The organism is Nocardioides coralli (assembly GCF_019880385.1).
GTDB classification, from domain to species: Bacteria; Actinomycetota; Actinomycetes; order Propionibacteriales; family Nocardioidaceae; genus Nocardioides; species Nocardioides coralli.
Genome location: NZ_CP082273.1, coordinates 256,830 through 277,550, shown reverse-complemented (window position 1 = coordinate 277,550; position 20,721 = coordinate 256,830). Strand labels below are relative to the sequence as shown.

Below are 20,721 nucleotides of genomic sequence, written 5' to 3'. Positions count from 1 at the left end.
GGGTCAGCAGGTGGTGCCGGGTTCGGGGACCGTGCCCTCGACGAGGTAGGCCTCCACGGCGTCGTCGATGCAGTCGTTGTTGCCGCTGTTGTAGGCGGTGTGGCCGTCGCCCTCGCGGGTGAGCAGCACGCCGCTGTCGAGCTGGGCGGCCAGCGCCTCGGCCCACGCGTAGGGCGTGGCGGGGTCGCGGGTGGTGCCGATCACCAGGATCGGCGCGGCACCACTGCCGTCGATCTCGAGGTCGGGCTCGGTCGACTCGGCCACCTGACCCCGGCAGCCGGCCAGCGACCACGCGAAGAAGTCGCCGAACGTCGGGGAGGCCTCCCGGAAGTCGTCGAGCTGGGCACGGACCTCGGCCGGCGGCACCGCGGTCGGGTCGTCGAGGCAGTTGATCGCCAGGAACGCCTCGCGGCTGTTGTCGGAGTAGCCCGAGGGCGTGCGCGAGGCATAGAGGTCGGCGAGGGCGAGCAGGGCCGTGCCGTCGCCGTCCCCGGCCGCCCGCAGCGCCTGGCTGAGGAGGAACCACAGGTTGCGGTCGTAGAGCGGGAGCGCGATGCCGTAGACCGCGTGGCCCACCGTCAGCTCGCGGCCGGACGCGGTCGGCAGCGGCGACCGGTCGACCTCGGCGAGCAGCCCGGCGACCAGGTCGAGCCCCTCGTCGACCGAATCGCCGAGGTAGCAGCCGTCCACGTTGTCGACGCAGTCGCTGATGTAGGCCTCGAGGGCCTGCTGGAAGCCACGGGCCTGCCCGAGGTTGGCCTCACGCGTCGTGAGCGAGACGTCGACGGCGGCGTCGAGCACCAGGCGGCCGACCCGGTCGGGGAAGAGCTCGGCGTACGTCGCCCCGAGCGCGGTGCCGTAGGAGGCCCCCAGGTAGTCGAGGTGCGCCTGGCCGAGGGCGGCCCGCAGCACGTCGAGGTCGCGCGCCGTCTCGACGGTGGACACGTGGGCGGCGAGCTCGGCGTCGCTCTCGACGCACCCGCGACCGAACCGGTCCAGCCAGCGGGTGTAGGCGCGCACCTCGGCCGGTCCGTCGGGGCTCGGGTCGAGGGCCAGGAACTGGTCGAGCTCGGCGTCGGAGAGGCAGTCGACCGGGGCGCTCTCGCCCGTGCCGCGAGGGTCGAAGCCGACGATGTCGTAGGCGCGACGCAGGGGTGCGCCGAAGAGCCGCCCGGCCTGCGCGACGTAGTCGGTGCCGGGCGCGCCGGGACCGCCCGGGTTGAACACCAGGGCGCCGCGCGCCTGCCCGAGCGCGCGCGACCGCAGCAACGCCAGCTCGATGGTGCGACCGCCCGGACGGTCGTAGTCGAGCGGGACGGTGAGTCGCGCGCAGTCCTTGTCGCCGCACGGCGTCCAGGTCAGCTGCTGCCCGTAGAAGCGGGCGAGGTCGGGATCGGGGGCGTCACCGGCGCCGGGCTCGCGCGGAGCCGCCGACCACGGCTCACGCGGTGGGGGGTCCTCCCCGCCCAGCGCCCCCGCGACCAGCCAGCCGCCGACGCCCACCACGAGCAGCACCGCGAGAGCGGCGGCGAGCAACCGCCTCACCGACGCGCACCCTCGGGGAGCTTCAGCGCCACCATCATCGACTCGAGCGCCAGCGCGACCGGCACGTTGAACTCCAGCATCTGCTCGCGGGCCTCGAAGATCCACCCGATCCGGCGCAGGTTGAGCTCGGCCGAGGACTCCTCCGCCATCCCGGACACCTGGTCGCGCAGCTCCTCGTTGACCAGCTCCCCGGGCGCCCCCGCAGCCAGCGCGATCGCGTCGCGGTAGACCGAGACCAGGTCCATGAGGCTGCGGTCGACGACGTCGAGGTGGCGCCGCTTCGCGCGCGTGCGCTGGCTCTTCTCCAGTGCGGCCAGCGCGGGGGCGTACTCGCGCGGACGCCTGCCGCGCTCCACCACCCCGAACCCCTCGGCCAGGTCCTGCCGCTCACGGCTGTCGAGCTCGGAGGTGATGGCGTCGGCCTCGGTCTTGGTCGTCTCGGCCAGCTCGGTGGCCGCGGCGAGGCAGGCGCCGAGCGAGGTGAGCCGGGCAGGGATCGCGACCACCCGGTTGCGGCGCTCCCGGGTCTCGGGGTCACGGGCGAGGGCGCGGGCACGACCGATGTGCCCCTGGCTGGCGCGAGCGGCGTACGCCGCCAGCGACTCCTCGACGCCGTCGACCCGCACCAGGAAGCCGGCGACCTCCCGCGCCACCGGGGTGGTGAGGGAGACCAGGCGCGTCCGCGAGCGGATGGTGGGCAGGACGTCCTCGACGGTGGGGGCACACAGCATCCACACGGTGCGGTCGGTGGGCTCCTCGATGGCCTTGAGCAGGGCGTTGCAGGCCTGCTCGGTGAGCCGGTCGGCGTCCTCGACGACGAGGATCTGCCACCGCCGCCCGACCGGGGCCAGTGCGGAGCGCCGGACCAGCTCGCGCACCTCGTCGACGCCGATGGAGAGCTTCTCGGTGCGGACCATGGTGACGTCGGCGTGGGAGCCCTTGAGCACGGTGCGGCACTCGTGGCACGCGCCGCACCCCCCCTGCTCGCACTGCAGTGCGGCAGCGAAGGCGACCGCGGCGTTGGACCGGCCGGACCCGGGCGGCCCGGTGAAGAGCCAGGCGTGGGACATGCCCTTCCCGGCCACGGCGTGCCGCAGCGCCTCGACGACGCGGTGCTGGCCCACGAGGTCGTCCCAGACGGTGGGGGCGGGCTGCTGCACGGCCGTCACCGGGTGGCCTGCCCCAGCAGCGGCTGGACGCGCTGGCGGACGGCGGCCGCGATCTCGTCGACGGGGGCCCGCGCGTCGAGCACGAGGTAGTGGTCGGGGTCGGCCGCCGCGAACGCGAGGAACGCCTGGCGCGCCCGCTCGTGGAACTCCACGGACTCGGCCTCGATGCGGTCGCGGCCCTCGAAGCGGCCCAGCCCGTCTGCCGGGGCGACGTCGAGCACCACCGTCAGGTGGGGGCGGAGGTCGGCCGTGGCCCAGCGCTGCAGGCGGGCCACCTCGGCCTGGTCGAGCACGCGGCCGGCGCCCTGGTAGGCGATCGAGGAGTCGACGTAGCGGTCGGTGATCACGACCTCGCCCCGGTCGAGCGCAGGGCGCACCAGGGTGTCGACGTGCTCGGCCTTGTCGGCGGCGTAGAGCAGTGCCTCCGTGCGGGGCGAGAGCGCGCCGGTGGCCGGGTCGAGGACGATGCCACGCAGCTGCTTGCCCACCGGGGTGTCGCCGGGCTCGAACGTCAGCCGCACGGCGTAGCCCAGCTCGGTGAGCCACCCGGCGAGCGCCTCGGACTGCGTGGACTTGCCCGCACCCTCGCCGCCCTCGAAGCAGACGAAGACCCCGGTCGTCGTGAAGGTCCCGTCGGTCACGGGTTCACCCTACGGGCGAGGGCCCACAGCCGACCGGGACCCCGACGCACCCGGCAGCCCACACGCGAACTACTTCTTCGCCGTCTTCTTCGTGGTCTTCTTCGCGGTCTTCTTGGCTGCCTTCTTCGCGGTCTTCTTCGCGCCCTTCTTGGCCGACTTCTTGGCCGGACCCTTGGCGCGACGCTCGGCCAGCAGCTCGGCGGCGCGCTCGATGGTGATCGACTCGACGGAGTCACCCTGGCGCAGGGTGGCGTTGTACTCACCGTCGGTGACGTACTCGCCGAACCTGCCGGACTTCACCACCACCGGCTGGCCGGAGACGGGGTCGTCGCCGAGCTCCTTCAGCGGCGCCGCGGCGGCCGCCCGCCCCCGCTGCTTGGGCTGGGCGTAGATCGCCAGCGCCTCCTCGAGCGTGATGGTGAGCAGCTTCTCCTCGGCGTCGAGGGACCGCGAGTCGGACCCCTTCTTGAGGTAGGGCCCGTAGCGACCGTTCTGGGCGGTGATCTCCTCTCCCGACTCGGGGTCGGTGCCGACCACGCGTGGCAACGACAGCAGCGTCACGGCGTCCTCGAGGGTCACCGTGTCGAGGCTCATGGACGCGAAGAGCGAGCCGGTCCGCGGCTTCGCTGACTTCGGGGCGTCCTCGGGCAGCAGCTCGGTCACGTAGGGGCCGTAGCGCCCGTTCTTGGCCACCACCGCCAAGCCGGTCTCCGGGTGCTCGCCGAGCTGGATCTCCTCGCCCGCCGGGTTCGCGAACAGCTCGCGGGCCTTGGCCGAGGTCAGCTCGTCGGGCGGCAGGTCGTCGGGCACGTTGGCCCGCTTGCCGGCGTACGGGCCCTCGTCGGTGCCCTCGAGGTAGGGGCCGTAGCGGCCGACCCGGAGGTTGACGCCGTCGCCCGCCTCGCCGATGGGGAACGTCGCGAGCTCGCGGGCGTCGATCTCGCCGAGCTCGTCGACCAGCGTCTTGAGGCCCGTGATGTCGCCGGACCCGAAGTAGAACTCCGCGAGCTCGGTGTTGCGGTCACGGCGGCCGCCGGCGATGTCGTCGAGCACGTCCTCCATGAGGGCGGTGAACTCGTAGTCGATCTGGCGTGGGAAGTGCTCGACCAACAGCCGGGTCACCGAGAACGCCAGCCAGGCCGGCACCAGGGCGGTGCCCTTCTTGTAGACGTAGCCGCGGTTGAGGATGGTCCCGATGATCGAGGCGTACGTCGAGGGTCGGCCGATCTTGCGGTCCTCGAGCTCCTTGATCAGGGTCGCCTCGGTGTAGCGGGCCGGCGGCTTGGTCTCGTGGCCCTCGGGGCTGACCGAGGCCGCCGTCACCGGCTCGCCCTCGGTGAGCGCAGGCAGCCGGGTCTCGGCGTCGTCGCGCGAGGCACCGGCGTCGGTGCCCTCGACGTAGGCCTTGAGGAAGCCGTGGAAGGTGATGGTGCGCCCGCTGGCGGTGAAGACCGCGTCGCGACCGTCGGCGGCGCGACCACCCAGCCGGATCGTGACCGAGCTGCCCTTGGCGTCCTTCATCTGGGAGGCGACCGTCCGCATCCAGATCAGCTCGTAGAGCCGGAACTGCTCACCGGTCAGCCCGGTCTCCGCGGGAGTCCGGAACGTGTCGCCAGCGGGCCGGATCGCCTCGTGCGCCTCCTGGGCGTTCTTGACGGTGCTCGCGTAGACGCGGGGCTGCTCGGGCAGGTACTCCTCGCCGTAGAGCTCGCGCACCTGCGAGCGGGCGGCCCCGACCGCCGCGTCCGACAGCGTGGTCGAGTCGGTCCGCATGTAGGTGATGAAGCCGTTCTCGTAGAGCCGCTGGGCCACCGACATCGTCACCGAGGCACCCATGCCCAGCTTGCGCGAGGCCTCCTGCTGCAACGTGGTCGTGCGGAACGGCGCGTAGGGCTTGCGGGTGTAGGGCTTGGACTCCACCGACCGGACGTCGTAGGTCGTGTCGACCAGCCCGGTCGCGAGCGCCTCGGCGTCGGCGCGGGTCAGGTGGAGCCGGTCCTGCTTGGTCAGCTGCGCGTCGGTTCCGAAGTCGGAGCCACGCGCCACGCGCACCTCGTCGACCGAGTGCAGCCGCGCCGGGAACATCCGCGGCTCGTAGGCACCGCCGGCGTCGAAGGTGGCCTCCAGGTCCCAGTAGGACGCGACCCGGAAGGCCATCCGCTCCTTCTCGCGGTCGACGACCAGGCGCGTCGCGACCGACTGGACCCGGCCCGCGGAGAGCCCGGACATGACCTTCTTCCAGAGCACGGGGCTTACCTCGTAGCCGTAGAGCCGGTCGAGGATGCGGCGCGCCTCCTGGGCCTCGACGAGGTCCATGTCGAGCTCACGGGGGTTCTCCGCAGCGGCCTGGATCGCGGCCTTGGTGATCTCGTGGAACACCATCCGCTTGACCGGGATGTCCTTCGGCTTCAGCTCGTCGAGCAGGTGCCAGGCGATCGCCTCACCCTCGCGGTCCTCGTCCGTGGCGAGGTAGAGCTCGTCGGCCTCCTTCAGCAGCTTCTTGAGCTTGCTGATGTGGGCCTTCTTGTCGCGCGGAACCACGTAGTAGGGCTCGAAGCCGTGGTCGACGTCGACGGCGAGCCGGCCCCAGGGCTGGTCCTTGATCTTCGCGGGGGTGTCGGCCGCACTGGTCGGGAGGTCGCGGATGTGGCCGATGGAGGACTCGACGACGTAGCCCTTGCCGAGGTACCCGCCGATGGTGCGGGCCTTGGCGGGGGACTCGACGATGACGAGCTTGTGTGCCACCTGGCTGACTCTCCTGGCTTGGTCGTTCGGGGTGACCCACGAGCGGGGCCACGGGCCGATCACGGTAGCGCGCTGTCCCCCGTCAGGCTCAGGAAGCCCTCGGCCACCAGGTCTCGGACGAGGGGAAGGTACTCCGTCCGCAGCTCGGTTGGCGACCTCCCGAGCAGGGACGCGAGGGCGTCGAGCAGCTGCGCGGTGCTCAGGTCGCCGTCGGCCGCGCCCACGAAGCCGGCGACGACGGTGTCGACCGTGCGGGCGCGGCGGAGCCCCCGCTGCTGACGCAGCACGATCGTCTCGGGGTCGGCCGCTCCGGGTGCCCCGTCGGTCTCCTGACGCACGTCGGGGGCGGCCGTCGGGTGGGTGGCGAGCAGGGCCTCGTCGGAGAGACCGGCCAGCCGCGCAGCGGCCTCCCCCCAGGCCGCGACCGCCGGTGCGATCGGCTGCTCGACGGCGTACGGCCAGTCGAGGAGCTGCTGCCCACCCGGCGCCGCCCGGACGCAGATCCACCCGAAGCCCAGCGCCTCGATCTGCTGCTCCTCGAACCAGTCGAGCCACGCGTCGTACCGGGTGCGGTAGGCGACGCTGCCGTGCAGGCCCGCGTCCTTGAGCCACAGCTCCACGTACGCCGTGGGGTCGAGGACCTCGCGCTGCACCACCAGCGCCGTGTGGTCGGCGGGCAGCCAGTCGGCCAGCCGCTCCTCCCACGGCCGTCCCTCCACCACCGCCCAGTTGGCCAGCACCTGCAGCCACCCGCCGGGCGCGAGGTGCTCCGGGGCGCCCCGGACGATCTGCTCGACCACCTGGTCCCCGGGGAGACCGCTGTCGCGGTAGACCAGCAGCTCGCCGGTACCGGGTCCGATGACGAACGGCGGGTTGGTGGCGATCAGGTCGAAGCGCTCACCGGCGAGCGGGTCGAGCAGCGACCCGGCCCGCACGTCGACGTTCGCGACGCCGTTGAGCCCGCAGTTGAGGCGGGTGATGGCCAGGGCGCGCTCGTTGACGTCGGTGGCGATGACCTGGTCGCTGTGCGTCGCGAGGTGCAGCGCCTGGACGCCACAACCGGTGCCCAGGTCGAGCGAGCGGCCCACGGGCCGGCGGACGGTGAGCTGGGCCAGCGAGGTGGACGCCGGGCTGATGCCGAGCACGTGGTCGGGGCCGACCTGGGCGTCGCTGCCGTCGAGGCCGGGGGTGAGGTCGCTGACGACCCAGAGGTCGTGCTCGTCGTCGGCGTACGGTCGGCAGTCGACGAGGGCCCGGACCTCGCCGCCCCCCTCCTCGAGCATGCCCACCGCCACGAGCGGGTCCACCAGCCCGGGCAGCGCCCTGTCTGCGGCGTCACGGTCGACGCCCGCCTGGAGCAGGAAGAGGCGGACCAGCCCCTCCAGCGGGGAGTCGCCCGCCGTCCGGCGCAGCGCGGGGGTGGTCTCGTTGCGGGCCAGCGCCTCGTGGGCGGTCGCGCCGAGCTGGGCGACCACGGCGTCGAAGCCGTAGCCGGCGCCCGCGAGTGCCTCACGCAGGCGCGCGGTCAGGTCCGGCGACAGCATCCCGCCATCCAACCATCCGGGAAGGCGACGACGCCCCGCCCGAGGGTCCCGGGCGGGGCGTCGCGCTGACGGCGTTACTGCTGCTGGCTCGGCTCGAACCGCTGGGTCGGAGCCGGGTCACCCTCGGACTCCGGCGCCGGCGGCGTGTGCGGCTGGGCCGGCACGCCCGGGTCGTCGTCGCCGATCACGGTGGACCGCCGCTTCGACACGACCACCGCGCCGACGATCACCGCCACGGCGATGAGGGCGATGACGATCCGCAGCGGGTCGTTCTGGTCCTCACCGACCGACATCGACACGATGGCTCCGGCGATCAGCAGGGAGACCAGGTTCATCACCTTGAGCAGCGGGTTGATGGCCGGCCCCGCGGTGTCCTTGAACGGGTCGCCCACCGTGTCGCCGATGACGGTCGCCGCGTGCGCCTCCGAGCCCTTGCCGCCGTGGAAGCCGTCCTCGACGAGCTTCTTGGCGTTGTCCCAGGCACCACCGGCGTTGGCGAGGAAGACCGCCATCAGGGTGCCGGCACCGATCGCACCGGCGAGGAAGCCGGCGAGCGCCGTCACACCGAGGCCGAAGCCGACCGCGACCGGAGCCATGACCGCCAGGAGGCCCGGCGTCACCAGCTCGCGCAGCGAGTCCTTGGTGACGATGTCGACCACCCGGCCGTACTCCGGACGACCGGTGCCCTCCATGATCCCGGGGATGTCGCGGAACTGGCGCCGCACCTCGAAGACGACCGCGCCGGCGGCCCGGCCGACCGCGTTGATCGCCAGGCCGGAGAAGAGGAACACCACGGCGGCACCGAGCAGGACGCCGACGAGCACCGACGGGTCGAAGACGAAGAACCGCTCGAAGCTGAACTCGCCCCGCTCCGCGTTGGCCTCCGCGAGCGCCTCGGCGACCGAGGTCGCGTAGGAGCCAAAGAGCGCGGTCGCCGCCAGCACGGCGGTCGCGATCGCGATGCCCTTGGTGATGGCCTTGGTCGTGTTGCCGACCGCGTCGAGCTCGGTGAGGATCTGCGCGCCCTCCGGGCTGACGTCACCGGACATCTCGGCGATGCCCTGAGCGTTGTCGGAGACCGGGCCGAAGGTGTCCATGGCCACGATCACGCCGACCGTGGTCAGCAGGCCGCAGCCGGCCAGGGCGACGGCGAACAGCGAGACCGTCAGCGACGCACCACCGAGCAGGAACGCACCGAACACGGCGGCGCCGATCACCAGGGTGGTGTAGACGGCCGACTCGAAGCCGACCGCGAGGCCGGAGAGGATCACGGTGGCCGGTCCGGTCAGCGAGGTCCGGCCGACGTCCTTGACCGGCTTGAACTCGGTGCCGGTGAAGTAGCCGGTCAGGAACAGGATGCCGGCGGCCATCACGATGCCGATGACGACGGCGGCGGACGCGATCAGGCGCGGGTCCCCCTCGAAGCCGGCACCCCCCTCGAGGTTGGCGAAGTCCGCGAAGCTGCCCGGCAGGAAGGCGAAGGCGGCGATCACGCACGCGACGGCGCCGACGGCCGAGGAGATGTAGAAGGCCCGGTTGATCGTGGTCAGGCCGTTCTCGCCCGCCCTGGGCCGCGTGATGTAGACGCCGAGCACCGCGGTGAGCGCGCCGATGGTCGGCACGATCAGCGGGAACACCAGCCCCTTGTCGCCGAAGGCCTGCGAGCCGAGGATCAGCGCGGCCACCAGCGTGACGGCGTAGGACTCGAAGAGGTCGGCGGCCATGCCGGCGCAGTCGCCGACGTTGTCACCGACGTTGTCGGCGATGGTCGCGGCGTTGCGCGGGTCGTCCTCGGGGATGTTGTGCTCGACCTTGCCGACCAGGTCGGCGCCCACGTCGGCGGCCTTGGTGAAGATGCCGCCGCCGACCCTCATGAACATCGCGAGGAGCGCGGCGCCGAAGCCGAAGCCCTCCAGCACGATGGGGGCGCCGTCCTTGAAGAGCATCACGACGACGCTGGCGCCCAGCAGGCCCAGGCCGACGGTGGCCATGCCGACGAAGGCGCCGGTACGGAAGCCGACGGTCATCGCGGGGTCACGACCCTCGGTCTCGGCGGCGGCGGCGACGCGCAGGTTGGCGCGCACCGCCAGGCTCATGCCGAGGTACCCGATGGCGGCCGAGAAGCCGGCGCCCACCAGGAAGAAGACGGATCGCCCGATCCGCACGCCCGCATCGTCCGCAGGGAGTGCGAGGAGGACGAAGAACGCGACCGCGGCGAAGATCCCGAGAGTCCGGAACTGTCGCTGCAAGTAGGCGTTGGCGCCCTCCTGCACCGCGTGGGCGATGTTCTGCATGTTCTGGGTGCCTTCACCGGCGGAAAGCACTTCCTGGCGGAACATGTACGCCATCCCGAGCGCGCCGAGCGAGATCAGGAAGACGACGAGGACCAGCACGAAGTTGCCGCCGGAGACATCAACGACAGCGGGCAGGACCCCGGTCATGTGATTCCTCCTGGGAGTGAGTCAAGTCTCACGAACGTCGCGGAGTCTACGCACGCCTCCGGGGCGCGACGCACCTGGGTGTGAGGGGAACCACATCGCAGCGGCCCGGCGGGGCCGCAGCCGTCAGCCGGCGGTGAGCGCCTCGTCGGGCGTCTCGTGGATCACGAAGACCTTGGCCAGGCCGGTGATCCGGAAGATCTTGAGCAGCCGGTCCTGGTTGCACACCAGCTCCAGGGAGCCGTCGTGGGCGCGGACCTTCTTGAGGCCGCCGACCAGGACGCCCAGACCGGTGGAGTCGAGGAACTCGACCGCCTGCATGTCGACCACCAGCTCGTAGGAGCCGGCCGAGACCAGCTCGGTGATCTTGTCGCGCAGCTTCGGCGCCGTGTAGACGTCGATCTCCCCACCGACGGCGACAATGGTCTTCCCATCCGCCTCGCGCGTCGTCAGTGTCAGGTCCACGTGTTCTCCCCAGAGCCTGCGCCGAGACCGGTTGCCGGCCTCGTGACAGGTAAGTCCTCGCTCCGTCGTCCGGGTCTATCAAAGCACGCCCGGCTCTGGCATGGGGCAGAAGCGTCGACCGAGTTGTGGAGACCGGCCGCGGGACCCCCTCGGCAGGGCGGGACCGTCAGCCCCGTTTGCCAGACTGCCCGGGTGATGACGGCCGGCGACCACGGGCAGCGCGAGCTCCCCGAGCTGCTCGACCGGCTCACCGTCGGCGAGGCTCGCGCCGACCGGCTGACCCACGTCGAGGAGCTGCCACCCCGGCCCGCGCGACACGCCGCCTGGCCGGCGTGGGTGCCCACCGAGGTGCAGGCGGCGTACGCCGCCCGTGGGGTGCTCGCCCCGTGGCAGCACCAGGTGGCCGCGGCGGAAGCGGCGTGGGGCGGCGCCCACGTGGTGCTGTCGACCGGCACCGCCTCGGGCAAGTCCCTCGCCTTCCAGGTGCCCGCCCTCTCGGCCGTCCTCACGGCCCGGGGTGGCCGGGGCGAGCGCGGCGCGGCCGCCCTCTACCTCGCCCCCACCAAGGCGCTGGCCCACGACCAGTGGGCGGGCCTCGACGCCCTCGGCCTCGACGTGCGTCTCTCGACCCATGACGGCGACAGCACCCGCGAGCAGCGCGACTGGACGCGCGACCACGGCGAGTACGTGCTCACCAACCCCGACATGCTCCACCGCTCGCTGCTGCCCGCCCACGAGCGGTGGTCACGGTTGCTGGCGACGTTGCGCTACGTGGTCGTCGACGAGGCCCACCACTACCGCGGCGTCTTCGGTGCCCACGTCGCCCAGGTGCTGCGCCGGCTCCGCCGCGTCTGCCACCGCTACGGCTCCGACCCGGTCTTCGTGCTCGCCTCGGCGACGATGTCCGACCCTGCCGCGGCGGCGGCCCGGCTGACCGGAGTGCCCGTGACCGCGGTGACCGACGACGCCTCGCCGCGGGGCCACGTGGCGCTGGCGCTGTGGGAGCCGCCGCTGACCTCCTTCCTCGGCGAGAACGGCGCGCCGGTGCGGCGGTCGGCCACGTCGGAGACCGCCGACCTGCTCGCCGACCTGGTGGTCGACGGCGTACGGACGCTGGCCTTCGCCCGCTCGCGGCGGGGGGTCGAGCAGCTGGCCCGCACCACCAGTGACCTGCTGGCCGAGGTGGACCCGTCACTGCGCGAGACGGTCGCGGCCTACCGCGGCGGCTACCTGCCCGAGGAGAGGCGTGAGCTGGAGCAGCAGCTGAGGGCGGGCGACCTCACGGGCCTGGCGGCCACCAACGCGCTCGAGCTCGGGATTGACGTCTCCGGCCTGGACGCGGTCCTCATGGTGGGCTTCCCCGGCACCCGGGCCGCCCTGTGGCAGCAGCTGGGACGGGCCGGCCGCGGGGCGGGCGACGCGCTGGGCGTCCTCGTCGCCCGCGACGACCCCCTCGACACCTACCTCGTGCACCACCCCGAGGCGCTGGTCGGGCAGCCGGTGGAGGCCAACGTCTTCGACCCCGACAACCCCCACGTGCTCGGGCCCCACCTGTGCGCGGCCGCGCAGGAGCTGCCCCTCACCGAGGCCGACCTGCCGGTCTTCGGGCCCACGACCGAGGACCTGCTCGGCCAGCTGACCGCGGCCGGTCTGCTGCGGCGCCGCCCCCGCGGCTGGTACTGGACCGACCAGCGCCGGGCCGCCGACCTCGTCGACATCCGCTCGGGCGGCGGTACGCCGGTGCAGCTGATGGAGGCGGGCACCGGTCGGGTCGTCGGCACGGTCGACGCGGCGCGGGCCCACGGCACGGCTCACGCCGGTGCGGTCTACCTCCATCGCGGCGAGACCTGGCTGGTCCACGAGCTCGACCTCGACGAGCACGTCGCGGTCCTCGAGCGCACCGACCCGGGATGGTCCACGTCGGCGCGCGAGACGACGTCCATCTCCATCCTGCGGGAACGCGAGCACGTCCTGTGGGGGCCGGTGCGGCTCAGCCTCGGTGACGTCGAGGTCACCCACCAGGTCGTGTCCTACCTCCGGCGCCGCCACCCCTCCGGGGAGGTGATGGGTGAGGAACCGCTGGACCTGCCCGAGCGCACCCTGCACACCGTGGCGGTGTGGTGGTCGGTCCCCGACGACCTCCTGGCCGACGCGGGGCTGGCGGCGCGCGACCTGCCGGGTGCGGCCCATGCCGCCGAGCACTGCTCCATCGGTCTGCTCCCGCTCGTGGCGACGTGCGACCGCTGGGACATCGGCGGCGTCTCCACGGCCCGCCATGCCGACACCGGGCAGCTGACCGTGTTCGTCCACGACGGCCATCCGGGTGGGGCCGGCTTCGCCGAGCGCGGCTACCGGGCTGCCGCGGCGTGGCTGCGCGCCACCCGTGACACCATCGCCGACTGCGAGTGCCCGGAGGGCTGCCCGTCGTGCGTCCAGTCGCCCAAGTGCGGCAACCAGAACCACCCGCTCGACAAGGCCGGCGCCCTCGACCTCCTCGACCTGGTGCTGGCCCACGCGCCGCGTCAGGGCGTCGGGCCCGACGGCTGACCGGAACCGGGACCGGCCCGCGCTGACGCGCCCAGGTCGTGGGGCTGCCCGAGCCACCGGGGGCCGGCCACCGCCACCTGGACCACCACGTCGGGGCCGGCCAGCCGGCAGGCGGTCATCCTGGCGCCGTTGGCGTCCGCCAGCCGTTCGGCGGTGGCGCACGCGTCTCCACCGCGCTGGCCGGCCGCCGCGCCGCCGAGCGCCGCCAGGTCTGCCGCCGCCTGGGCGGTGCGGTGGGCCCGCACCATGGCGCCGGCCACCCCCAGGGCGGCGGTGACCAGGAGCAGCAGCGACAGGCAGGCCACCACGAGCAGGCTGGCGGAGCCCCGCTCCCGGGTCACCGCCCAGCCTCGGTGGCGGCGACGGCGTCCGCGGCCAGGACCACCGCGGGGAGCCGACCGAGCAGCCCACCGGGAGGGGACACCGGTCGACGCACGGTGACCGTGACCTCACCACCGCCGCGGACCACACTCACGGCGCTTCCCGGGCCGGACACCCGTTCGGCGCGGGCGAACGCCACGGCCTCGGGATCACCCCGTGCCAGAGCGCGGGCCGCCTCTCGGGCACCGTCGACCACGCGGACCTGGCCCGCGGCGAGCGCCAGCAGCCACACCAGCGCCACCGTCACGCCCAGCAGCAGCGGCAGCCCGAGAGCCAGCTCAGCGGTGACCGCTCCCCGGTCGCGGCGGTTCACCCGATACCGAGCAGCGACATGACGTGGTCGAAGAGCGAGCGCAGCATCTGGTCACCCAGACCGCCCGTGAGCAGCTTGTAGAGAAGCCCGGCCAGACCGGCGCCCGCGGCCGTGCCGACGGCGTACTCGGCCGTCGTGATCCCGCGGTCGGCCCGGCTGCGGTGGGGGTGGTGGGTCATCGTGATCTCCTCGTCCCGGCCACGCCTTGTGGCCGTCGACCTCACCCTCGTCAACCGACCACCCGTGCCGCGAGGGTGGCGGCGCCGGCGGTGGAGAGCCCGGACCGGCCGCTGCCTGTGGGCGTCTCGCGGCCCCGGTGGCTCGCCGGGCGGGTGGCTCACCAGGTCATCCCCGTCACCAGACTGACCACGAGCGGCACGATCCCCAGGAGCAGGAAGGCCGGCAGCAGGCACACGCCCAGGGGCAGCGCGGCCTTGACGCCGACCGCCCGAGCACGGTCCTCGACCTCGGCCCGGGCCGTCGCCGCCAGGTCGTCGGCGAGCCGCTCGACGGCACGCGCGACCGGAGCTCCCGACCGGTGGGCCCGGGCCAGCGCGCGGCCCAGCGGCGCGAGGGCGGGGTCGCCGGCCAGGTCGCGCCACACGCGTTCGGGGTCGACGCCGACCGTGATGCGGTCGCAGGCGACACCGAGCCGCGCCGCGGCGGTTCCGGGCAGGGCAGCACCCACCTGGCGGATCGCGGGGACGATGGCCGCACCCCCGCGCAGCGCGACGCCGAGCAGCAGCACCACCACGGGCAGGTCGCGGCGCACCGCCTCGCGCTCCCGCCGGGAAGCGGCAGGCTCAGCCGACCCCACCAGGTGGCGGACCACCACGGCGGCGAGCACCGCCCCGCCCAGACCTGTCCACCCGGAGACCAACGTCCAGACCCCCGCGCCCGCGAGCACCGGCCACACGTGGCGGCCCCGATGCAGCCAGTCACCGCTCGCGGTGTCACGTCGGTCCGGACGGGTGGCGAGCGGAGCCTGTGGCTGCGGGCGTGGCGGCAGCGCCCACCAGATCGCCAGGGCGGTCGCGGTGCCCGCGACCAGCGCGGTCACCCGGTCACCCCGTCGGCGATCCGCTCGATCCACCACAGACCCGTCGCGCCCAGGCCCAGCCCCGCGAGCAGGCACAGGACCCCCGGCGTCGTGCCGAGCAGGAAGCCCCACGGCGACCGGGCGCCACCGGCTCCGAGCAGGAGGACCAGCAGCGGCAACCCGGCCATGAGGCGGGCAGTCGCCCGTGCCGAGGCCAGCTCTCCCGCCACCACCCGGCGGGTGGCGCGATCGGCCCGCAGGGACGCCGCCACCCGGGTCAGCGCGTCGGCCAGCCCTGCGCCGGTCCGGTGCGACACCGCCCACGCCGCCGCGACCAGGCGCAGCTCGGCCGCGCCGGGACGGGACGCCACCTCTCGCAGCGCGGTGGGTACGTCGCCACCCAGCGCGACGGCCCGCGCCACGGGGCCGAGTGCCGGCCAGGCAGCGGCGGCGGCCGTCAGCGAGCGCGAGGGGGGTTGACCGGCAGCGACGTCGGCGGCGAGCAGCTCGCAGGCCTCGAGGACCCGGTCGGCCGTCACCGCCGCCTCACGGCGCCGAGCACGTGTCCGCACCAGGGAACGGCCGGCCCACGCCACCACCACCACCGCCAGAACCGCGGGACCGACCACGACGACACCTGCGCCGGCCACCACGCACGCCAGTGCCCCGAGCCAGGCCGGAGCGGGATCGCGCGCGCTGGCCCCGGCGCGGGGCCGCGGCCGCCAGCACAGCCAGGCCGCAGCCGCGGCGGCGAGGGCCGCGACGACACTCATCCCGTCAGCCGGTGGTCGAGGAGCTCGCCACCCTCGCGCACCCGGTGACCACCGTCGTCGTCGAACTCGACGGCCGGGACCAGCCCGACCACCCCGTCGGGCCCCCGGCGGGGGACGGCGACCTCCCGCAGCACCCGTCGTCCGTCCCGGGCCCGCGCGAGGTGGACGACGACGTCGAGGGCAGAGGCGATCTGGCTGTGGGTGGCGGCCCGCTCCCAGCCACTGGCCAGGGCGAGCGCCTCGATCCGGGCGGGGACGTCCCCGGCGGAGTTGGCGTGGATGGTGCCGCAGCCGCCCTCGTGGCCGGTGTTGAGGGCGGCGAGGAGCTCGGTGACCGACCCGTCCCGGACCTCGCCCACCACCAGCCGGTCGGGACGCATCCGCAGCGCCTGGCGGACCAGCGTCCGCACCGACACCTCGCCGGCCCCCTCGAGGTTGGCCGGCCGCGCCTCGAGCCCGACCACGTGGGGGTGGTCGGGCCGCAGCTCGCTGGCGTCCTCGACGAGCACCAGCCGCTCGGCAGGGTCGACGAGGGACAGGACGCTCGCCAGCAGGGTGGTCTTCCCGGCCCCGGTGCCGCCCGAGACCAGGAAGGCGAGCCGGGCCTCGACGACGGAGGCGAGCAGCCGGGCTCCGACCTCGGTGAGGGTGCCCGCGGCGAGCAGGTCGGACAGGGTCAGGGCACGGGCGGACGGCACCCGGAGCGAGACGACCGTGCCGGGTCTCGCGACCGGGCTGAGCACGGCGTGCAGGCGGGTGCCGTCGACGAGCCGCACGTCGACGAAGGGTGTGGCGTCGTCGAGCCGGCGGCCGCCCGCCGCGGCGAGACGCTGGGCCAGCCGGCGCACGGCCTCGTCGTCGGGGAAGCTCACCCCCACCTTCTCGAGGCCCCCGCCCCGGTCGACGTAGACCGCACCCGGACCGTTGACCAGGACGTCCGTGACGCCGGGCTGCCGCAACAGCGGTTCGAGCGGCCCTGCCCCGATCACCTCGCGCACCAGCGCCTCGTGGACCGCGAGCACGGTGGCGTCGCCCACGGGACCCCCCAGGGAGCGCAGCGCCTCGGCCACCCGGTGGGGGGTCAGCGTCCCCGCTTCGTGGGCGAGCCGGTCGCGGACCAGGTCGAGCAGCTCCGCGGGCGCACCGCTCACGCTGCCGACCGGGTCGCGACGGAACCCAGCACCTCGCGGGCCGTCCGCGCGAGAGGGCTGCGCCGGGTCCGCACCGGTCCGAGCCCCAGGTCGATCGACTCGGCCAGGCCACGCTGGTCCCCCATCGCCGCCACCACCGGGGTGTCGACCACCCGGGCGACGTCGGCTGCGTCGAGCCCGGGCCCGCGCAGCACGAGTCGCGCAGCGCCGGCGTCGGGGAGACCGGCGACCACCCGGGCCGCCGAAGCCAGGCCGCCGACCGAGGCACGCGTCACGACGAGGACCTCGTCGCACCGGGCGATGGCTTCGTCGAGCAGGCCGTCGTGCCGGCGTGGCAGGTCGACGACCACCGTCTCGTGGCCGCGCTGGGCCGCGGAGAGCACCTCGCGGACCGCGAACGGCTGCAGGGTTCCCGGCGCCCCGGCGTACCAGGTCAGGACGCCGAGCCCGTCGCGGCGCGGCAGGCTCTCGCGGAGGGCGGTGGCACCGAGCCGGCCGGTCGTCTGGCACAGCTCGTCCCAGCGCACCCCGGACCGGTCCTCCATGCCCAGGACCCGGTCCATGCCGGGACCGAGGGGATCGGCGTCGACGACCACGGCCGGCCCTGCGGCGGCCGCCACCTGGCCCAGCGCGGCCGCGAAGACCGTGGCCCCCGCACCGCCCGAGCCGCCGACCACCCCGAGGGTGCGGGCGCGTCGCGGCCGCTGGTCGCCGAGGTCGGTGAGCTGCTCGACGACCCACTCGCCGGACTGCGGCAGCTCGGCGACGTTCTCGGCACCGAGCGTCAGGGCCGTCCGCATCGCCGGCGCCGGGAAGGTGCCCCAGGACACGACGTGGACGCCGTCGCGCCGCAGCGGGCGCAGCTCGGCGAGCTCCTCGGCGAGGTCGGCGCCGACCAGGACGAGCGGTGCGGCCGCCCACCCGGCGAGCCCGGTGGCGGCGTCGGCGGCGACGCTCGGGCTGACCCCGGCGGCGGCACCGAGACGCAGCAGCTCGTCGAGCAGGGTCTGGTCGCAGGTCACGATGAGCGGTGCGGTCATGACGGGAGCGTGCCCCGGCCCGGGACGCCCTCAACCACGCGGCGTTCGTCCCTGTGGACAGTGAACGCCGACGCGGCGCTGTGAACCTCGCGTGGTCCGTCCGCCGGCCACCGTGGGCCACCTACGATGGAGCGGTGACCCGCCCGACCGCGGCCTTCTTCGACCTGGACAAGACGATCATCGCCAAGTCGAGCACGCTCGCCTTCAGCAAGCCGTTCCAGGCCGGTGGCCTGATCTCGAGGCGAGCGGTGCTGCGCTCGGCCTACGCCCAGTTCGTCTACCTCGTCGGCGGGGCAGACCACGACCAGATGGAGAAGATGCGGGCGTTCATGTCGCAGCTGTGTGCGGGCTGGGACGTCGCGACGGTGCGCGAGATCGTGGCCGACACCCTCCACAACGTGGTCGACCCACTCGTCTACGACGAGGCGGTCGGGTTGATCGAGGAGCACCGGCTGGCGGGCCGCGACATCATCATCGTCTCGACGTCCGGGACCGAGGTGGTGGGTCCCATCGGGGAGATGCTCGGTGCCGACCGGATCATCGCGACGCGGATGGAGATCGCGGAGGGGCGCTACACCGGGGAGATCGAGTACTACGCCTACGCCGAGGAGAAGGCGCGGGCCATCCAGGAGCTCGCCGACGTCCTCGGCTACGACCTCGCGGAGAGCTACGCCTACAGCGACTCGATCACGGACCTGCCGATGCTGGAGGCCGTCGGCCACCCGCACGCGGTCAACCCCGACAAGGACCTGCGTCGTGTCGCCACGGGCAACGAGTGGCCGGTGCTGGTCTTCGACCGGCCGGTCACGCTGCGCTCACGGGTGCCGCTGCCACCCGCCGGGACCACCCTCGCGGCGCTGGCGGTGGGCGGTGCGGTGGCCGTCGGCGGGCTGCTCTGGAGCCAGGCCCGCAAGCGGCGCCCGGCGGGCTGAGCGGAGGGCGGAGGACGCCGCGATGTCAAGTCTTGAGTTGTCGCGGTCGCAGGCGTAGGAAGGGATCAGGACAACTCCACAGACCCGCACGTGAGCCAGGTACCCACGCGGCGATCCACCCTTCCTACAGGGCGCCTGTCGGCCGGGAAATGCCCGGGGCAGCAAATCGAGATGCACGCCTGGTAGCCGAGGTCTCACGTGTCAGCGGCGGCACCCGAGTCATCTCGAGTCGGGTGCCGCTCGCATGTCCGCGACCGGCTCAGTCCCGGAGCGGGCTGGCCTCCGCCGCGGCGGCGTAGGCCTCGGCGGCGTACAGGAGCCACCGGTGGACAGCCGCCTGGCCTCCCTCGCGCAGCACCCGGGCACTTCCCTCGTACGCCGGCCGCAGGGCGAGGTGGCCCGCCTCCGGGACCACGAGCGACTTCTCGTCGACCCCCCGCGCCACCAGCACCAGCCGTTCGGCCGCCCGGGCCACCAGCCCGTTGTGGGAGGCGAAGGGCTCCGCCGAGACCAGCTCGCCGTGGATCACCGCAGCCACCAGCAACGCCGGTGCGTCCGCGGTCACCATCGTCGCCACGGTGCGCAGCAGCTCCGAGGCCGCTGCGTCTCGGGGCCGTCCCAACCGGTCCTGGGGCACGGCCCCCGCGGCGACCACGGTGTGCATGCGGGCCAGCGCCTGCAGCGGTGAGCGCTGCAGCACGGGCGCCAGTGAGAGCAGCTGGGTGGAGAGCCGCACAGCCGCCGCGGCGACCTCATCCGCCTCCCCCTCGCGCACCTCGTCCAGCGAGGAGGCCGAGCCCTCGAGCACGGCGCTGGCGTGGGCGCCGCGCAGCAGCGACTCCGCCGTCGCTGCGGGGTCCGTGCGGCGCAGGCCCCGGTCGCGGAGCACGGCGTCGATGCCGTCACGCGCCGAGGCGAGGGCGGAGGGGACCCCCTCCAGGGCGTGGAGGCGGGTCAGCAGCTCGTGGGTCATGGCGCGCTCAGGTTAGTCGCGGCCGCGCGGCGGCCAGCCGGTAGCCTGCCGGGGATGGACGACGACGTACGGCAGCGCCTCGCCAGCTCCTTCGGACCGGTGGCCGAGGCCTACGACCGCGGCCGCCCGTCGTTCCCCACGGAGGCCGCTTCGTGGCTGGTCGGCAGGGAGGCTGCCACCGTCCTCGAGCTCGGCGCCGGCACGGGAAAGCTCACCCGACAGCTGGTCGCCCTGGGCCACGACGTCCACGCCTCCGAGCCCGACGCGGAGATGCTCGGGGTGCTGCGGCGACGGCTGCCCGACATCCCGACCAGCGAGTCGGGAGCCGAGGAGATCCCGCTGCCCGACCGGTCGGTCGACGTGGTGGTGGCGGCGCAGGCCTTCCACTGGTTCGACCACGAGCGTGCCCTGCCCGAGATCGCCCGTGTGCTGCGACCCGGTGGCGCCCTCGCCCTCGCGTGGAACCTGCGCGACGAGCGGATCCCGTGGGTGCGCAAGCTGGGCCGGCTCCTCGCCAACGCCGACCTGCACCACCGCGTCCAGGACGCCACCGCGGCGCTGGTCCGGTCCGAGCTGTTCGGCTTCGTCGACGAGCACACCTTCACGTTCTGGCAGGACGTCAACCGCGAGTCGATCGTCGACCTCGCCGCCTCCCGCAGCTATGTCGCCACCCTCGACGACGACGCCCGCGAGGCCAAGCTCGCCGAGGTCCTCGACCTCTACGACGACTACGGCCGGGGCATGGACGGGATGCGCCTCCCCTACACCTGCGAGTGCTTCCGCGCCGTGGTCGTCGAGCGCCCCGGCCAGGAGGACGACACCGCCGACGAGGGCGACGACCATCCGCCGACGGACCCTCCCACCGACCCGCCTGCGGGGCCCAGCGGACCCAGCGACGGGACCGACACCGACATGCTCCTCATCGACTTCCGCTGACCGCCCGCCCCGCCGGGCTACGGTGCGAGCGTACGGCGACACGTCGCGGAGGGGGTGGCCGTGCGTCCCGTGTGGGGGTTCCCGGCGAC

18 protein-coding genes are annotated in these 20,721 nt (G+C 73.9%); 3 read left to right on the top strand and 15 right to left on the bottom strand.

Annotated elements, in window-relative coordinates; all coding sequences use genetic code 11:
- Positions 1-3 precede the first annotated feature (3 nt).
- The 7 genes from K6T13_RS01365 to K6T13_RS01335 form a co-directional block, all read right to left on the bottom strand.
- Positions 4-1,545, bottom strand: coding sequence for an alpha/beta hydrolase (locus tag K6T13_RS01365; protein WP_222896299.1), 1,542 nt, complete (start codon positions 1,543-1,545; stop codon positions 4-6).
- A complete protein-coding gene (locus K6T13_RS01360; protein WP_222896298.1) occupies positions 1,542-2,705 on the bottom strand; it encodes a DNA polymerase III subunit delta' in 1,164 nt (387 codons plus the stop codon). Before K6T13_RS01360 ends, K6T13_RS01365 begins: the two co-directional genes overlap by 4 nt.
- A 5-nt stretch (positions 2,706-2,710) precedes the next feature.
- The gene (tmk, locus tag K6T13_RS01355; protein WP_222896297.1) at positions 2,711-3,355 is read right to left on the bottom strand and encodes a dTMP kinase; all 645 of its coding nucleotides are present in this window, start codon (positions 3,353-3,355) and stop codon (positions 2,711-2,713) included.
- A 69-nt stretch (positions 3,356-3,424) separates the two neighbouring features.
- A complete protein-coding gene (gene topA / locus K6T13_RS01350) occupies positions 3,425-6,100 on the bottom strand; it encodes a type I DNA topoisomerase (RefSeq protein ID WP_222896296.1) in 2,676 nt (891 codons plus the stop codon).
- A 59-nt stretch (positions 6,101-6,159) separates the two neighbouring features.
- Positions 6,160-7,644: a DUF7059 domain-containing protein gene (locus K6T13_RS01345; protein WP_222896295.1), complete on the bottom strand. Its 1,485-nt coding sequence runs from the start codon at positions 7,642-7,644 to the stop codon at positions 6,160-6,162.
- Positions 7,645-7,718: 74 nt separating this feature from the next.
- Positions 7,719-10,085: a sodium-translocating pyrophosphatase gene (locus K6T13_RS01340; protein WP_222896294.1), complete on the bottom strand. Its 2,367-nt coding sequence runs from the start codon at positions 10,083-10,085 to the stop codon at positions 7,719-7,721.
- Between the two features lie 123 nt (positions 10,086-10,208).
- Positions 10,209-10,547 carry an STAS domain-containing protein gene (locus K6T13_RS01335; RefSeq protein ID WP_222896293.1) on the bottom strand — a complete coding sequence of 113 codons (339 nt, stop codon included), beginning with the start codon at positions 10,545-10,547 and terminating at the stop codon, positions 10,209-10,211.
- 195 nt (positions 10,548-10,742) lie between these two features.
- On the opposite strand from K6T13_RS01335, the gene K6T13_RS01330 reads away from it, so the two are divergent.
- The gene (locus K6T13_RS01330) at positions 10,743-13,094 is read left to right on the top strand and encodes a DEAD/DEAH box helicase (RefSeq protein ID WP_222898090.1); all 2,352 of its coding nucleotides are present in this window, start codon (positions 10,743-10,745) and stop codon (positions 13,092-13,094) included.
- Here K6T13_RS01330 and K6T13_RS01325 read toward each other — a convergent pair.
- The 7 genes from K6T13_RS01325 to ssd all read right to left on the bottom strand — a co-directional run bounded on the left by K6T13_RS01325 (position 13,070) and on the right by ssd (position 17,791).
- Positions 13,070-13,435, bottom strand: coding sequence for an Rv3654c family TadE-like protein (locus K6T13_RS01325; protein WP_222896270.1), 366 nt, complete (start codon positions 13,433-13,435; stop codon positions 13,070-13,072). The genes K6T13_RS01330 and K6T13_RS01325 overlap by 25 nt on opposite strands.
- Entirely contained in the window at positions 13,432-13,788 is a 357-nt protein-coding gene (locus tag K6T13_RS01320) for a TadE family type IV pilus minor pilin (protein WP_222896259.1), read from the bottom strand. Before K6T13_RS01320 ends, K6T13_RS01325 begins: the two co-directional genes overlap by 4 nt.
- Positions 13,785-13,967, bottom strand: coding sequence for a DUF4244 domain-containing protein (locus K6T13_RS01315; protein WP_222896246.1), 183 nt, complete (start codon positions 13,965-13,967; stop codon positions 13,785-13,787). The genes K6T13_RS01320 and K6T13_RS01315 overlap by 4 nt, the downstream gene beginning before the upstream one ends.
- Positions 13,968-14,125: 158 nt before the next feature.
- Positions 14,126-14,848 carry a type II secretion system F family protein gene (locus K6T13_RS01310; RefSeq protein WP_222896242.1) on the bottom strand — a complete coding sequence of 241 codons (723 nt, stop codon included), beginning with the start codon at positions 14,846-14,848 and terminating at the stop codon, positions 14,126-14,128.
- Complete coding sequence (locus tag K6T13_RS01305) at positions 14,845-15,600, bottom strand: type II secretion system F family protein (protein ID WP_222896241.1); 756 nt, start codon at positions 15,598-15,600, stop codon at positions 14,845-14,847. The genes K6T13_RS01310 and K6T13_RS01305 overlap by 4 nt, the downstream gene beginning before the upstream one ends.
- On the bottom strand, positions 15,597-16,751 hold the full coding sequence (locus tag K6T13_RS01300; RefSeq protein ID WP_222896240.1) for a TadA family conjugal transfer-associated ATPase: 1,155 nt from the start codon (positions 16,749-16,751) through the stop codon (positions 15,597-15,599). The genes K6T13_RS01305 and K6T13_RS01300 overlap by 4 nt, the downstream gene beginning before the upstream one ends.
- Complete coding sequence (gene ssd, locus K6T13_RS01295) at positions 16,748-17,791, bottom strand: septum site-determining protein Ssd (RefSeq protein ID WP_222896239.1); 1,044 nt, start codon at positions 17,789-17,791, stop codon at positions 16,748-16,750. The genes K6T13_RS01300 and ssd overlap by 4 nt, the downstream gene beginning before the upstream one ends.
- A gap of 134 nt (positions 17,792-17,925) precedes the next feature.
- Here ssd and K6T13_RS01290 point away from each other — a divergent pair, with 134 nt between their 5' ends.
- A complete protein-coding gene (locus K6T13_RS01290; RefSeq protein ID WP_222896238.1) occupies positions 17,926-18,723 on the top strand; it encodes an HAD family hydrolase in 798 nt (265 codons plus the stop codon).
- Between the two features lie 259 nt (positions 18,724-18,982).
- On the opposite strand, the gene K6T13_RS01285 is transcribed toward K6T13_RS01290, so the two are convergent.
- Positions 18,983-19,696: a Fic family protein gene (locus K6T13_RS01285; protein WP_222896237.1), complete on the bottom strand. Its 714-nt coding sequence runs from the start codon at positions 19,694-19,696 to the stop codon at positions 18,983-18,985.
- A gap of 54 nt (positions 19,697-19,750) precedes the next feature.
- On the opposite strand from K6T13_RS01285, the gene K6T13_RS01280 reads away from it, so the two are divergent.
- Complete coding sequence (locus K6T13_RS01280) at positions 19,751-20,632, top strand: class I SAM-dependent methyltransferase (protein ID WP_222896236.1); 882 nt, start codon at positions 19,751-19,753, stop codon at positions 20,630-20,632.
- Positions 20,633-20,721 lie beyond the last annotated feature (89 nt).